This window comes from Haloarcula ordinaria (genome assembly GCF_029338275.1).
Classification (GTDB): Archaea; Halobacteriota; Halobacteria; order Halobacteriales; family Haloarculaceae; genus Haloarcula; species Haloarcula ordinaria.
In genome coordinates this window covers 1,251,040-1,264,340 of sequence record NZ_CP119789.1, presented here as the reverse complement: position 1 = coordinate 1,264,340, position 13,301 = coordinate 1,251,040, and the positions used below count along the sequence as shown (strand labels likewise).

At 68.9% G+C, this 13,301-nt stretch carries 13 protein-coding genes; 7 read left to right on the top strand and 6 right to left on the bottom strand.

The features are described from left to right. The first annotated feature begins 34 nt into the window (after nucleotides 1–34). From uvrA to P1L41_RS06650, 3 genes are all read left to right on the top strand, one after another. Nucleotides 35–3,004 carry an excinuclease ABC subunit UvrA gene (gene uvrA / locus P1L41_RS06660; protein WP_276298084.1) on the top strand — a complete coding sequence of 990 codons (2,970 nt, stop codon included), beginning with the start codon at nucleotides 35–37 and terminating at the stop codon, nucleotides 3,002–3,004. Nucleotides 3,005–3,083: 79 nt separating this feature from the next. Then, nucleotides 3,084–3,848: a hypothetical protein gene (locus tag P1L41_RS06655; RefSeq protein WP_276298083.1), complete on the top strand. Its 765-nt coding sequence runs from the start codon at nucleotides 3,084–3,086 to the stop codon at nucleotides 3,846–3,848. A 108-nt stretch (nucleotides 3,849–3,956) separates the two neighbouring features. Next, nucleotides 3,957–4,910 carry a WD40/YVTN/BNR-like repeat-containing protein gene (locus P1L41_RS06650; protein ID WP_276298082.1) on the top strand — a complete coding sequence of 318 codons (954 nt, stop codon included), beginning with the start codon at nucleotides 3,957–3,959 and terminating at the stop codon, nucleotides 4,908–4,910. Here P1L41_RS06650 and P1L41_RS06645 read toward each other — a convergent pair. Then, on the bottom strand, nucleotides 4,907–5,293 hold the full coding sequence (locus P1L41_RS06645; protein WP_276298081.1) for a hypothetical protein: 387 nt from the start codon (nucleotides 5,291–5,293) through the stop codon (nucleotides 4,907–4,909). The two genes, P1L41_RS06650 and P1L41_RS06645, sit on opposite strands and share 4 nt — an antisense overlap. A 124-nt stretch (nucleotides 5,294–5,417) precedes the next feature. Here P1L41_RS06645 and P1L41_RS06640 point away from each other — a divergent pair, with 124 nt between their 5' ends. Beyond that, complete coding sequence (locus tag P1L41_RS06640; RefSeq protein ID WP_276298080.1) at nucleotides 5,418–6,503, top strand: geranylgeranyl reductase family protein; 1,086 nt, start codon at nucleotides 5,418–5,420, stop codon at nucleotides 6,501–6,503. Between the two features lie 22 nt (nucleotides 6,504–6,525). On the opposite strand, the gene P1L41_RS06635 is transcribed toward P1L41_RS06640, so the two are convergent. Further along, complete coding sequence (locus P1L41_RS06635; RefSeq protein WP_276298079.1) at nucleotides 6,526–6,762, bottom strand: DUF8151 family protein; 237 nt, start codon at nucleotides 6,760–6,762, stop codon at nucleotides 6,526–6,528. An 80-nt stretch (nucleotides 6,763–6,842) separates the two neighbouring features. Between P1L41_RS06635 and P1L41_RS06630 the strand changes: the two genes are divergently transcribed. Together P1L41_RS06630 and P1L41_RS06625 are read left to right on the top strand one after the other, a co-directional pair. After that, the gene (locus P1L41_RS06630; RefSeq protein WP_276298078.1) at nucleotides 6,843–7,070 is read left to right on the top strand and encodes a DUF7860 family protein; all 228 of its coding nucleotides are present in this window, start codon (nucleotides 6,843–6,845) and stop codon (nucleotides 7,068–7,070) included. A 57-nt stretch (nucleotides 7,071–7,127) separates the two neighbouring features. Then, nucleotides 7,128–7,520, top strand: coding sequence for a hypothetical protein (locus P1L41_RS06625; RefSeq protein ID WP_276298077.1), 393 nt, complete (start codon nucleotides 7,128–7,130; stop codon nucleotides 7,518–7,520). Here the strand turns inward: P1L41_RS06625 and ygfZ are convergent. The 4 genes from ygfZ to mutL all read right to left on the bottom strand — a co-directional run bounded on the left by ygfZ (nucleotide 7,511) and on the right by mutL (nucleotide 12,988). Then, nucleotides 7,511–8,596 (bottom strand): CAF17-like 4Fe-4S cluster assembly/insertion protein YgfZ, encoded by a 1,086-nt coding sequence (ygfZ, locus tag P1L41_RS06620; RefSeq protein WP_276298076.1) that lies wholly within the window; start codon nucleotides 8,594–8,596, stop codon nucleotides 7,511–7,513. The two genes, P1L41_RS06625 and ygfZ, sit on opposite strands and share 10 nt — an antisense overlap. Nucleotides 8,597–8,634: 38 nt before the next feature. Beyond that, complete coding sequence (locus P1L41_RS06615; protein WP_276298075.1) at nucleotides 8,635–9,873, bottom strand: PGF-CTERM sorting domain-containing protein; 1,239 nt, start codon at nucleotides 9,871–9,873, stop codon at nucleotides 8,635–8,637. Nucleotides 9,874–9,937: 64 nt separating this feature from the next. Then, nucleotides 9,938–10,882, bottom strand: a complete 945-nt coding sequence (locus P1L41_RS06610) for a PfkB family carbohydrate kinase (protein ID WP_276298074.1) — start codon at nucleotides 10,880–10,882, stop codon at nucleotides 9,938–9,940. A gap of 48 nt (nucleotides 10,883–10,930) precedes the next feature. Then, nucleotides 10,931–12,988, bottom strand: coding sequence for a DNA mismatch repair endonuclease MutL (gene mutL / locus P1L41_RS06605; RefSeq protein ID WP_276298073.1), 2,058 nt, complete (start codon nucleotides 12,986–12,988; stop codon nucleotides 10,931–10,933). A 111-nt stretch (nucleotides 12,989–13,099) separates the two neighbouring features. Here mutL and P1L41_RS06600 point away from each other — a divergent pair, with 111 nt between their 5' ends. Beyond that, nucleotides 13,100–13,276 carry a hypothetical protein gene (locus tag P1L41_RS06600; protein ID WP_276298072.1) on the top strand — a complete coding sequence of 59 codons (177 nt, stop codon included), beginning with the start codon at nucleotides 13,100–13,102 and terminating at the stop codon, nucleotides 13,274–13,276. Nucleotides 13,277–13,301: the final 25 nt, after the last annotated feature.

Sequence of the window (13,301 nt, the reverse complement as noted above, 5' to 3'; positions counted from 1 at the left end):
GGTTTCCCCGACCCACTCCTTGGGAACGCCATAGATGAGTAAGGACGTCATCGAGGTCACGGGCGCAGCGGAACACAACCTCAAGGACGTCGACGTGGAGATCCCCCGCGAGGAGCTCACCGTCGTCACCGGGCTGTCGGGGTCGGGGAAGTCGTCGCTCGCGTTCGAGACGGTGTACGCGGAGGGCCAGCGGCGCTACATCGAGTCGCTGTCGGCGTACGCCCGGAACTTCCTGGGCCAGATGGACAAGCCACAGGTCGAGAACGTCGAGGGGCTCTCGCCGGCCATCTCCATCGACCAGAAGAACGCCGCGAACAACCCCCGCTCGACGGTGGGGACCGTCACCGAACTGCACGACTACCTCCGCCTGTTGTACGCCCGCGTCGGCGTGCCCCACTGCCCGGAGTGTGGCCGCGAGGTGGGCGAGCAGTCGGCCCAGAACATGGTGTCTCGCATCCTCGAACTCCCCGAAGGAACGCGTGCGAAACTGTGTGCTCCCGTGGTCAGGGACCAGAAGGGTGCGTTCGAGGACCTGTTCGACGACCTGGTGAGCGACGGGTACTCGCGAGTGGAGGTCGACGGCGAGGAGTACGACCTCACGATGGACCGCCCCGAACTCGACGAGAACTACGACCACACGGTCGACGTGGTGGTCGACCGCATCAAGGTCTCGAAAGAGGCACGTTCGCGCATCACCGACTCCGTCGAGACGGCGCTGAGCGAGGCCGAGGGGACGCTGAAGGTCGTCCTCCCGGACCCGCCCGAGGGCGCGGCCGACACGCTCGGCGGGTCGACCAGCCGGCGGACGGGCGATCTGGCTCACGACGACGCCGAGGACGCGAACGAGGACCGACTAGTCGTCGAACTCTCCGAGGAACTCGCCTGTACGCACTGTGGCATCGACATCTCCGAGATAGAGACGCGCTCGTTCTCGTTCAACTCCCCGCACGGTGCCTGTCCAGCCTGTGAGGGGCTGGGCGAGACCAAGGAGGTCAGCGAGGACCTGGTCGTCCGCGACACCTCGAAGCCCCTGAAGCACGTCTTCGAGCCCTGGAGCTACGACCGGACCTACTACTCCCGGCAGATAGACAACGTCGCTGAGCACTTCGGCGTCGACGTCTCGACGCCCTTCGAGGAGCTGGACCCGGAGATTCGACGCCAGTTCCTCTACGGGACCGACGACCTCGTGCACTTCCAGTGGCGCACGAAGAACGGCACGCGCGAGAAGACCGAGCGCTTCGAGGGCGTCATCCCGAACCTGGAACGGCGTCACGTCGAGACGGACTCCGAGCGCGCCCGCGAGCACATCGAGGATTTCATGGCGACGACGACCTGTCCGGACTGCGAGGGGACCCGCCTGAAAGCCGAGTCGCGGGCTGTCCTCGTGGACGGGACCGCGCTCACCGAGGTCAGCCGGATGTCCATCGGCGACGCGCTGGCCCACTTCGAGGGGCTGGAGGCGAACCTCTCGGCGCGCGATACGACCATCGCCGAGGAGATCCTGAAAGAGATACGCGCCCGCCTCGGCTTCATGAAGGAGGTCGGGCTTGAGTACCTGACGCTGGACCGCGAGGCCGCGACGCTCTCCGGCGGCGAGAGTCAGCGCATCCGGCTGGCCACTCAGATCGGCTCCGGCCTCGTCGGCGTCCTCTACGTGCTCGACGAGCCCTCCATCGGCCTGCACCACCGGGACAACGACCGCCTGCTGAACACCTTGGCAGAACTGCGTGACCTGGGCAACACCCTGCTGGTCGTCGAGCACGACACCGAGACGATGCGCCGGGCCGACAACATCATCGACATGGGTCCCGGTCCCGGCCGGCGCGGCGGCGAGGTGGTCGTCAACGGCACCGTCGAGGAGGTCATGGCGAGCGACGAATCGGTGACCGGCGAGTACCTCTCGGGCGAACGGGTGATTCCAGTCCCCGAGGAACGCCGCGAGGGCGACGGGACGCTCACGGTGAAGGGCGCGCGCCAGCACAACCTGGCCGACCTCGACGTCGAGTTCCCACTGAGTACCTTCACCGCCATCACGGGCGTCTCCGGGTCCGGGAAGTCGACGCTGATGCACGACGTGCTCTACAAGGGACTGGTCCGCCGGATGAACGACACCGACGTCAACCCCGGCGAGCACGACGATATCGAGGGCATCGACAACATCGAGACGGTACGATTGATCGACCAGTCACCCATCGGCCGGACGCCCCGGTCGAACCCGGCGACCTACACCAACGTCTTCGACCACATCCGCGAACTGTTCGCCGAGACCAGCCTCTCGAAGCAGCGCGGGTACGAGAAGGGACGCTTCTCGTTCAACGTCAAGGGCGGCCGCTGTGAGGGCTGTGGCGGCCAGGGAACGGTCACCATCGACATGAACTTCCTCTCGGACGTCGACGTCCCCTGCGAGGAGTGTGGCGGAGCCCGGTACAACGACGAGACGCTGGACGTTACGTACAAGGGCGCGACCATCGCCGACGTGCTGCAGATGACCGTCGAGGAGGCCTACGACTTCTTCGAGAGCCACTCGGGCATCCGCCGCCGCCTCCAGCTCCTGAAGGACGTCGGGCTGGACTACATGAAACTGGGTCAACCCTCGACCACCCTCTCCGGCGGCGAGGCCCAGCGAATCAAACTCGCCGAGGAACTTGGCAAGAAGGACTCCGGCGAGACGCTGTATCTGCTGGACGAACCGACGACCGGCCTCCACCCGGAGGACGAGCGGAAGCTCATCGACGTGCTCCACCGCCTGACCGACGACGGCAACACCGTGGTCGTCATCGAGCACGAACTCGACCTGGTGAAGAACGCCGACCACATCCTCGACCTCGGCCCGGAGGGCGGGGAGAACGGCGGGACGCTCGTCGCAGCGGGGACGCCCGAGGAGGTGGCGCGGACCGACGAGTCCTACACCGGCCAGTACCTCCGTGACCTGCTTCCGAGCGTCGACCTCGAGGGCCCGCGAGCGGACCGCGACGTGGCCCAGCCGGCGGCCGACGACGACTAGTCGCCGACGTCGGCGAGTCAATCAGTAATCCTCGCACCGTCACGAACGCTTTTATTTCAGCCACAGCATGCGTTCGCATATGGCAGGTGCGACAGCGGACCAGGTGCAGCAGAAACGGGGCATCGGGGGGCTCGCGAAACAGGCGAATCCGGCGTTCGCGGTCGGGGCGGTGGCGGTACCGTTGCTGGCGCTCGCGGCGGCGCTCGTGACCGGGAACCTCCGGTCGCTCACCTACGTCCACGTGATGGCCGGGGTGCTCTGGACCGGTATCGACCTCTTCATGGGACTCGTGCTGGGGCCAGTACTGGGGAGCCAGGAACCGGAACAGCGGGCGGCCTTCTTCACCACGTTCACGCCGAAGATGACGTTCCTGATGCCGGCGCTGGCGACGGTGACCATCACCGGGGGTATCGTGCTGGCGCTCCGGCTCGGGAAGTTCCCCAACGCCGACCCGTGGCTGGCGCTCATGACGGCGGCGACGCTGATTCCGGTCGTGCTGCTCATCGGCTACCAGTTCGACGCGCTGACCGACCCGAAGACGCTGGTGGCGCTCGCGCTCGCCGTCGTCGGGTCGGGGGCCTATCTGGCGACGGCCCTGCCGAGCTTCGCGATGACCTCGCCGTGGGTCGTCGCGGCGCTCGCCATCGTCACGCTGCTGTCGGTGCAGGGCTTCGGCGTCATCCTCCCCGGCGAGATCCGTATCTACCGGCAGGTCGTCTCCGAGAATCCCGACGTCGACCTCATCTCCGATATCGGGATGCGAAACGCCAAGCTTGGCGGCATCCAGGGCGTGATGCAACTCGCTATCGTCTTCGTGATGGTCGGCCTCCGCTGGACGGGGTGACCGAGCAGTTACCCGCGTCCCCTCCGAAGCAGCACGCCAGCGAATCCCGGACCCGCCGTCGACTAGCACAGCCGACAGTATTCTGTCCCGTCGGGCCCAACGTCAGGTATGAACGTGTACGCCGGACTCACAGACCGGGTGCTGATCGGCGACGGTACGCAGTGGACCGAGCGGCTAGTGGGGCGGACTATCGAATGTGTCGCGGCGGACGCCTCGGTCCCGGACCGGGCGTTCGTCGGCACCGTCGACGCCGGCCTCCAGCGGACGACTGACGGCGGCGAGAGGTGGACCGAATCGCTCGCGACCGACGACCGGGTGACCAGCGTCACCGTCAGCCCACACGACCCCGACGTGGTGTGGGCGGGGACCGAACCGAGCGCCGTCTACCGCTCGACCGACGGCGGCGAGTCGTGGACCGAGCGCGGCGGGCTGACCGACCTCGAGTCGGCGTCGCGGTGGTCGTTCCCACCGCGGCCCTCAACGCACCACGTCCGCTGGCTTGCCGTCGCTCCGGACGACCCCGAACAGCTGTACGTCGCCATCGAGGCCGGCGCGTTCGTCCGGAGTCCCGACGGCGGCGAGACGTGGGTCGACCACCCCGAAGGCGCTCGGCGGGACAACCACACGCTCGCGACCCACCCCGACGCGCCCGACCGGGTGTACACCGCTGCTGGCGACGGCTACGCGCTCTCGGCGGACCGGGGAGCGACCTGGACCCACCCGCAGGCAGGGTTGGACCACCGCTACGTCTGGAGCGTCGCCGTCCATCCCGAGGACCCCGACCGCGTGGTCGTCTCCGCGGCGAGCGGGGCCTACGCGGCCCACAGCACGACCGGGACGAGCCACGTCTACCGCTGGACCGGCGACGAGTGGGCACACGCGATGGCGGGCCTCCCCGACCCGGACGGACTCGCCCGGCCGGTGCTGGCGACCGACGACACGGCGTTCTACGCGCTCAGCAATCACGGACTGTTCCGGTCGGCGGACGGTCGGGAGTGGACCCCTGTCGGCGAGTGGCACGACGACTACGACCAGGTCCCCCGTGGACTGGCGGTCGTCTAGAGGGCCCCACCGAGGAGCACGACGACGGCGGTCGTCGCCACGGTGAAGACGGTCGCAGCGACGAGTATCTGGGCCGCTCGCTTCCGGTCGGCTCGCACCGCCTCGCGCTCGGCGACCGACCCGCTCGACCCGCCGGAGCCCGAGAGGTCGTAACGGGCCAGCGCGCCGAAGGCGACGCAGAACTGGAAGTAATCCTGGAGGGTGCCAACCCACCCGCCGAAGACGAACGGGACGGTGAGCCAGAGCGCCCCGGACGGGAGCTGGGCGAGCGCCACGGCGAGGATGATGGCACCCGCGATACCGAACGAACCGATGCCTGACAGCCGTCGTGCGCGTCGCTGTGTCGCGCCGATGTTGCAGACGCCGGGCTGGTACTCGGACATATCCCTTCAGACCACCCCCGAGGATAAATCCGGTGTACCTAACCAACAGCGGACACCCTGTGACCGGGTCACAGCGAGCCGCCTAATCGAGAAGGTATTTGTCGCCTGACACCCACGTCCGAGTATGCACGACGTCGTCGTGGTCGGAGCCGGCCCGGCCGGGTCGCGGTACGCCCGCCGGGCCGCCGAGCGAGGGCTCGACGTGCTCGTCTTCGAGCAGGGGACGGTCGGGGAGCCACTGGCCTGCTCGGGCCACGTCAGCACGGACATCTGGGCGTACACCGGCGAGAGCGCCCGCGACGAGCTGTTCCAGAACGAGATTTCGGGCGCGCGGTTCCACACGGGCGGGCCTGGCAGTGCCGACCACCCCTTCTACAAGGACGAGGTCATCTCGAACGTCATCGACCGCGTGGGGCTGGACCGCCACCTCGCGGACCTGGCCCGCGAGGCTGGGGCCGACGTTCGGGAGGACCACACCGTGGTCGGGGTCAGCGAGGAGCGCGACGGCGTCACCGTCACGGTTCGCGGGCCGGACGGCGTCGAGACCCACCAGGCGAAACTGGTCGCCGGCTGTGACGGCCCCAAGAGCCGCGTCCGTCGCGAACTCGACCTGCCCGAACCCGACGAACTCCTCCACGGTGTCCTCGGGTTCACCGACGAGGTGGACCACGGGGACTTCGTCGACGTCCACCTCACCGTCCCGAAGTTCTTCGCCTGGCGCATCCCCCGGGGCGAGGCGGGCGTCGAGTACGGCCTCGCCGTGCCGCCGGGCGACGACGCCCGCGGCCGCTTCGAGGAATTCTGTGCCGGCTACGGCGTCGAGCCGGACCACCGCTGTTCGGGCCTCATTCCCATCGGGCCGTCCCGGCGGGTCACCGGCCACCGGTCGTTCCTCGTCGGCGACGCGGCGGCCCAGACCAAGCCCTTCACGGGCGGCGGCATCCTCTACGGCATGACCGCGGCCGACCACGCGGCCCGGGAGATCGCCCCCGACGACCCGGGGACGCTGGGCGACTACGAGCGGGCGTGGCGCGCGGACCTCCGCTCGGAGATTCGACTGGGCCACGCCGTCCGCGCGGGCTACTCGGTGCCGAAGCCGCTCCAGAAAATGGGGATGAGAGCGTTCGAGGGGGAAATCGGGGTCCACATGGACCGGCCGACCACGCTGTTCTCGCGAGAGCAGCTGAAGGCGCTGCTCTCGCGGTCGTGAGTCGGGACGAAAGGCGGACTGCTCAGCGAGCCGCCGCGTACGCGACGACGCGCTTGTACCCGAGCAGGTAGACGCCGGCGTACAGCGCGATGGCCCCCATCCACAGCTCCCACAGGCCGAGCATCGACTGGCCGGCGAGCAGGTTCGCGAGCCCAGCACTCTCGGTCAGCGCGCCGACGACGGTCAGCAGGCCGGCGGCGACGAGCGAGAGCAGCAGACCGGCGAACTCCGCGAGCGATTCGGTGACGATAGCGTTCATCGTCGGTGTCGAGGCGACAGACTCCTATAGCCTTTCTGAAAACGAAAAGTAGGTAACGGGGTAGGAGAAAGCCGGCGAGTATGGGACGCACTCGACGGTTGGACCACGCGACGCTCGCCAAACGCGGGTTCCTGCTCGGCGTCGGCCTCTTCGCGCTCGGCGTGCTCGGTGAAGTCATCGGCCCCGTACTCGTCGGCCCGCTCCCGGGGTGGGGCGACATGCTCTTCACTGACATGGAGGGACTCGGTATCCTAGTGGCGCTGTTCGCGCCGCTGATTTTCGGTATCATCCTGCCGCTGACCGAGTGAGTGGCGACCCGGAGGCTGGTACAACCTATTTACCCTGACCCGCCGACACCCACTGGTATGCAGGCATCTCGGTTCACCAGGGCGTCGGCAGTCGTCGCCCTGCTTGGCTGTCTCGTCGCGTTCGTCGGCCCGCTGGCGCTCGGCGCCAATCCGGGTATCCGTGGGAGCGTGACGCTCTCTGCGGTCGTCGGCGCAATCTTCGCCGGCAAGAACTTCCTGACGATTCGCGAACGCGGCCGGCCCCGACTCGCGGCCGGCGTCATGGCGACGGCCGTGGGGGTGTGGCTCATCATCGCGCCGCTCCAGTACCAGAACGTGCAGCCGGCGTTGACCGCGCTGACGCAGTTCGGCGGGATGTGTCTCGCGGCGTTCTCGGCGTACACCGCGCTGGTGGCCGTCGAATACTACATGGGCGAGTCAGACGGTGCCGACGACGCCGGCTACTCGTAGGTCGGCAGTCGCGCCGACGTCGCGGAGCCCTCGACGAAGGGGAGCGACACCCGCTGTGCGCCGACCGGGCTGTCGTCGATTCGGACCGTCAGCGAGTCCTCGGGCAGGTCCCAGTCGAGGGTCGCCAGTGCGATGGGCGCCGACCGCATCGGACTGTCGACGGCGCGGGTGACCTCGCCGACGTGTTCGTCGCCCGCGAAGACGGCCGCGCCCGATTCGGGCAGACCGTCGACGGCCAGGCCGGCGACCATCGTGCTCGGGTGGCCGCGGTTCTCGACGCGCGAGACGACCTCCTGCCCGACGTAACACCCCTTCTCGAAGTCCAGCGCGTTGCGCAGGCCCAGGTCGTTCGGCAGTTGCCCCTCGATTTCGGTGTCGAACAGCGGCGTTCCGGCCTCCAGGGTGAGCGTCTCCCAGGTCCGGTAGCCGAAGGGAACGGCGTTGAGCCCGCGGTTGACGAGCGTATCGAAGACGCGCTCGGCGTCGTCGGCGCCACAGACGACGTCGTAGCTCTCCTCGCCGGCGAGGTTATCGGTCCGGATGACGGTCACGCCAGCGTCGCCGAGTTCGCCACGGTCGAACGAGAGCAGCGCTTCGGGCGAGGACGCCTGGTGGAGGACGCTGGCGATCTTCTCCGTGGACTTCGGTCCGTGGACGCCGAAGGTCGCGAAGTCGTCGGTCGCCACCCGGAACTCGACGTCCTGGATGAACGTCTTCTCGGCCCACTCCTCGGCTAGCGGTTCGGCCTTCTGTGGCGGAGTGAAGACCAAGAGGCGCTCGCCCGCGTTGTAGACGTACATGTCGGTTTCGACCCGGCCCTGCGGGTCCAGCAAGAGCGCGTACGTCCCCTGCCCGTCGGCCTCGGGGACGCGGTTCGAGACGGCGTTGTCGACGTACTCGACGCGGTCCTCGCCGGTGACGACGAGGACGCCGTAGCCGAACTCACAGACACCGGCGACGTTGCGGACCGCCCGGTGGGTCCGCTCCGGGCGGCCGTAGTTGTCGACGACGCGCCGGCCGCCGACCTCGCGGAACGTCGCGTCGTGGGCTTCGTGGACAGCCTCGAGAACGGTCATTGTGCACTCGTGGGGCCCTGGCGGGGAAAAACGTCCCGCTAGCGGCGCCGGGCCAGGAACGCCGCTGCGAGTGCGAGCGCCACCAGCGTCGCGATAGCGGTGAATCCGGGGCCTGCGACGCCCGTCGACTCCGTCGCCGTCTCGGTCGTCGCCTGGGTCATCGCCTCGGTCGGCGTCCCGTCTTCGCTCCCGGGTTCGACGCCCTCGACGGTGACGTTAGCGCTCAGCGCACCGTTCTCCGCGATGAAGGTGACGTTCCCGGCCGTCGGGACGGTGGCAGTCGCCTGGCCCGAGGCGTCCGTCGTTGCGACGTCCGCCCCGTCGTAGCGAATCGTCGCGTTCGGAACCGGCTCCTCGTACTCGTCGGTGACCGTCAGGCTGACCGACTCGCCGACCACGACACGTTCGTTGGACGGCGTCACGTCGACGCGAGGCGTCCGCGCGATAGAGACGTTGACGGTCATCGCGGACTCCTGGACGCTGAGGCGCTCCTCGTACGCCTGGTAGCCGTCCTTGGTGACACGGACGTCGTACCGGTCGTTGACCGGCAGGGAGATGGTCGCCTCGCCGTCCGACAGTGTCTGGACGGAGCCGACGTCGCCGACGCGAATCGTCGCATCACGCATCGTCTCGTTTGGCTCGAAGTGGTCGTCGACGACGGAGAAGGTGACGAGCACCGACCCCTCTGTCAGCGTGATGGACGTCGAGTTCTCCCCGACGAACGTGGCGCGGGTCGTGTTGCGGAAGAATCCGGGCTTGGTGGCGATGACGGTGTACGTCCCCTCCTCGATGAGTGGCGTGGTGACGGTGCCGTCGCTCCCTGTCTGCTGGTCGGTCGCGTAGTTGCCGTCGGTGAACAGGCGGACACGGGCGTCCTCGACGGGGTCGCCACCGCTACCGACCACGGAAACGGTCGCGGTGGCACCGGGCGCGACTTCGACTTCGACGTTACGGGTCGAGGCGTCCTCGACGGTGAACGGGACGTTCCGAACGACCTCGTCGTCGTGGACGGTGATCTGGACGTCCGCGCCCGCCGGCACGTCGACGAGCGCCTGGCCGTTGGCACGGGTCGTCTCGTTGACGGGGCCGCCGGCGCCGTCGTCCCACGTCGCGGAGATGTCGATGTTGCTGAGCGGGTCACCGTCCTGGTCGACGACGGTGACCGTCAGCGTCACCTGCGATTGCGCCGTCGCTGCTCCGGAGAGCGCTACAGTACTACCGGCGACGACCAGGAGCAAGACGAGCAGTGTCGCGGCCCGGGTCCGTGTCTCAGACATACCTGTTCCTTCGGGCGGCAGCCTTTAACAGTATGGTCGGATTAACTCAGTGAAACGTCACCGGTCAGGGACGGCCGTCGGACTGCGCGTCGACGAGCCGCTCGACTTCGGCGCGTTCGAGCGGCGTCAGCGGCCCCGGCATCGTCCGCGTCAGCGCGGCGGCCGCGACACCGTAGGACAGCGCTTCGTCGAGCGGGGCGCCCCCGACGAGTCGTTCGAGGACGGCGCCGACGAGGGCGGCGTGCTGGCCGGTGACGTCGACCGTCTCCGTCTCGATAGCGTCGTGCTCGTGGATGACGTTGTCGTGGAAGGCGACGACGTCGTGATCGTCGCGCGTCAGGACCACCGTCTCGAAGCCGTGGTCGGCCGCGATGGCGTGGACCAGCTCGCGGGGGCGTGCGGTCGTGTCGAAGACGGCCTCTACCTGGCGCTCGCGTGCGAAGAGGACGTCGACGGCGTCGAACAGGTCCGAGAGCGTCTCGAAGGCGCGCTCCGCGGTCCACAGCCCCGGATAGAAGTCCAGGTCGAGAGCCGTCGTACCCGGCATCGCCCGGAGCACCGCCCCGGCCGTGTCGGCAGCCGTCTCGGACAGGGCAGCCATCGACCCGGCGACGAACAGCACGTCGGCGGCCTGGAGGCGGTCCATCGGCAGCTCGCCGGGGGTCAGCGTCGCCATCGCGGCGCCGGTTCGGTCCTGGAGGAGCCGGTCCTCGCGCGGGGCCGCGCCGGCCTCGTAGAACGACAGTCCCTGCCGTCCGTCGCCGGGGTCGGCCCAGACGACGTCGGTCTCAAGGCCGTGCTCGTGGAGTGCAGCGACGACGCGACGGCCGAGCGGCGTGTCGGGGAGTTTCGAGACCCAGACGGCGTCGCCCCCGAGTCGATGGGCCGTCGCGGCGGCGGTGCTCGAGATGCCGTCGGTCTGGAGCGTCACCTCGTCGGCGGTTTCGAACCTGTGCCCGGCCGGCGGCGAGAAGCGGAGGGCCGTCTCGCCGACCGTGACGAGTGTCATACTCCCTCATCGACGGACCGGGATTTAGTTCAACCGGCTAGACGGGGCTCACGAGCGTCGGCCACCGTGACCGGGATAGTCCCGCTCGAAGCGGTCCTCGAGCTCGGTCCGGTCGACCTCGATGACGGTCGGCCGGCCGTGTGGACAGGCGTAGGGGTTCTCGCAGTCGTCGAGCGCCGCGAGCAGGTCCCGCACGGAGCCCTCGGTGAGCGACGTGTTGCCGGTCACAGAGGGGTAACACGCCAGGTCGCCGAGCAGTTCGTCGGCCGCCTGTTCGACCGTCGCGGCCGCCTCGTCGTCGCCGGCGACGAACCCGCTCAGGACGTCACGCACCAGGTCGGGGCCGGCGGCGTCCGCGATGACGCCCGGCAGCGTCCGGACCTCGACGGTCCGCTCGCCGGTCCGGGCGGTGTGGAAGCCGAGGCTCGCCAGCGCGTCGGCCCGGCCCTCGAAGACGGCGGCCTCGCGGGCGGTGAGTTCCAGTTCCACCGGCTCCGCGAGTGCCTGTGTCGTCGTCTCGCCGGCGAACTCCCGTTGCAACCGCTCGTAGTTGACCCGCTCGTCGGCGGCGTGCTGGTCGACCAGCAGGAGGCCGTCGTCCGTCTCGGCGACGACGTAGGTGTCGTGCAGCTGGCCGAGGATGCGCATCGGCGGGAGCGTGTCGTGGGTCGTCTCAGGCGCGTCGCCGAGTCGTCGCTGGTCGTGGCCGCCGGAGAACTTCCGCGACGCGGACTGCTCGGGGTCGTCGGGCGATGGGGTGGACCGCGACTCCGTCTCGGAGGCGTCACTCGTCTCCGGAGTGGCGTCGCCGGTGGCGTCACTGGTGCCACTCGTCTCCGGAGTGGCATCACTCCCGTCGACAGTCGGACTCCCCCTGGTCGAACTGACTCCGGTACCGTCGTGGGAGGGGGCACTGGCGGCCTCGCTTTCGCCACTCACGGTCTCGCCACCGCCGGTGTTGTCCGGCTCGCCACCTGGGGCCGCGTCCGGCGACGTTCGACCCGAAGCGTCGGTGTCAGAGTCACCGTCGGCCGACCGGTCGGGACTGATTTCCGTCTGCTCGGGCGCCGACCGACCCCGCGGGGCCGACGAGCGAAGCAGTCCCTCCCGGAGCAGCGCGTCCTCGACGGCCGTGCGGACCTGGCGGCGCAGGCCCTCGTCGTCGGCGAACCGGACCTCCATCTTCCGGGGGTGGACGTTCACGTCGACGTCGCCGGCGGGCACGTCGAGGAAGACGACGGCGAAGGGGTACCGGTCGGGGGCCAGCTGGGTGCCGTAGGCGTCGACGACGGCGTCCCGGGCGGTGCCGGCACGGACGTACCGGCCGTTGACGTACGTCGAGAGGTACTCCCGGCCGGCGCGGTTCGTCTCGGGATGGGAGACGAGGCCGGTGACGCCGTCGAGCGGGCCGTCGGGGAGGTCCTCGGTTTCGATCGGAATCATGGCGGTAGCGACCTCCCGGCCGTACACCGACAGCACCGTCTCGCGCAGGTCACCCTGACCGGTCGTCCCGAACGTCTCGCGGCCGTCGTGGGACAGCGACACCGCGACGTCGGGGTTCGCCAGCGCGTAGCTCGTGACGACGGTGTTGACGTGGGCGAACTCCGTCGAGGCCTGCTTGAGGTACTTCCGGCGGGCGGGGACGTTGTAGAAGAGGTCGTCGACCTCGATGGTCGTCCCCTCGGGACAGCCGGCTGGGCCGACCGAGGTGACCTCACCGCCCTCCAGGACGAGTTCAGTGCCGACGTCCCCACCGCGCGGTCGGGTCGTGATAGTCACCCGCGAGACGGCGCCGATGGCGTGGAGCGCCTCGCCACGGAAGCCCAAGGTGCCGACGCCACCTTCCAGGTCCGCGATATCGCGTATCTTCGAGGTGGTGTGCTTCTCGACGGCGCGCTGGACGGCCTCGCGGTCCATCCCGACGCCGTCGTCGGTGATACGGATGCCCTCGGTTCCCCCCGCTTCGACGGCTACCGAGACGCGGTTCGCGTCGGCGTCGATGGCGTTCTCGACCAGTTCCTTCACGACCGAGGCCGGCCGCTCGACCACCTCGCCGGCGGCGATTCGCTCTACCGTCTGGTCGTCGAGCTGCCGGATGTCGGTCATGGCGTCCCCCGCATGTCGTCGGGGATAGCGGCCGGGGCGACTTGAGACTGTCCCGTAGACGTTGCAAACTGTTAACACGAGTCGCGACGTACCGTCCGACGGTGGACACCCATGTGCCACGACAGAGGACGGATGCCACCGTGGAACCGCGAGCGAGAGACAGATAGCGACGTCGAGGAGACGGAGGCAAAGGCGGACGACGATCTGCCGTCGTTCCTCAACGAAGCGACCGAGGACGACGAGGAGCTCGAAGCGTTGACCGACGGGGGCGACGAGGACGAGAGCTGAGACAGCGGGTCCAGGCTGTCGAAAC

Bases quoted from the DNA above. Each gene is read 5' to 3' on its own strand.
- uvrA (WP_276298084.1), top strand. From the start codon at position 35: ATGAGTAAGGACGTCATCGAGGTCACGGGCGCAGCGGAACACAACCTC.
- P1L41_RS06655 (WP_276298083.1), top strand. From the start codon at position 3,084: ATGGCAGGTGCGACAGCGGACCAGGTGCAGCAGAAACGGGGCATCGGG.
- P1L41_RS06650 (WP_276298082.1), top strand. From the start codon at position 3,957: ATGAACGTGTACGCCGGACTCACAGACCGGGTGCTGATCGGCGACGGT.
- P1L41_RS06645 (WP_276298081.1), bottom strand. From the start codon at position 5,293: ATGTCCGAGTACCAGCCCGGCGTCTGCAACATCGGCGCGACACAGCGA.
- P1L41_RS06640 (WP_276298080.1), top strand. From the start codon at position 5,418: ATGCACGACGTCGTCGTGGTCGGAGCCGGCCCGGCCGGGTCGCGGTAC.
- P1L41_RS06635 (WP_276298079.1), bottom strand. From the start codon at position 6,762: ATGAACGCTATCGTCACCGAATCGCTCGCGGAGTTCGCCGGTCTGCTG.
- P1L41_RS06630 (WP_276298078.1), top strand. From the start codon at position 6,843: ATGGGACGCACTCGACGGTTGGACCACGCGACGCTCGCCAAACGCGGG.
- P1L41_RS06625 (WP_276298077.1), top strand. From the start codon at position 7,128: ATGCAGGCATCTCGGTTCACCAGGGCGTCGGCAGTCGTCGCCCTGCTT.
- ygfZ (WP_276298076.1), bottom strand. From the start codon at position 8,596: ATGACCGTTCTCGAGGCTGTCCACGAAGCCCACGACGCGACGTTCCGC.
- P1L41_RS06615 (WP_276298075.1), bottom strand. From the start codon at position 9,873: ATGTCTGAGACACGGACCCGGGCCGCGACACTGCTCGTCTTGCTCCTG.
- P1L41_RS06610 (WP_276298074.1), bottom strand. From the start codon at position 10,882: ATGACACTCGTCACGGTCGGCGAGACGGCCCTCCGCTTCTCGCCGCCG.
- mutL (WP_276298073.1), bottom strand. From the start codon at position 12,988: ATGACCGACATCCGGCAGCTCGACGACCAGACGGTAGAGCGAATCGCC.
- P1L41_RS06600 (WP_276298072.1), top strand. From the start codon at position 13,100: ATGTGCCACGACAGAGGACGGATGCCACCGTGGAACCGCGAGCGAGAG.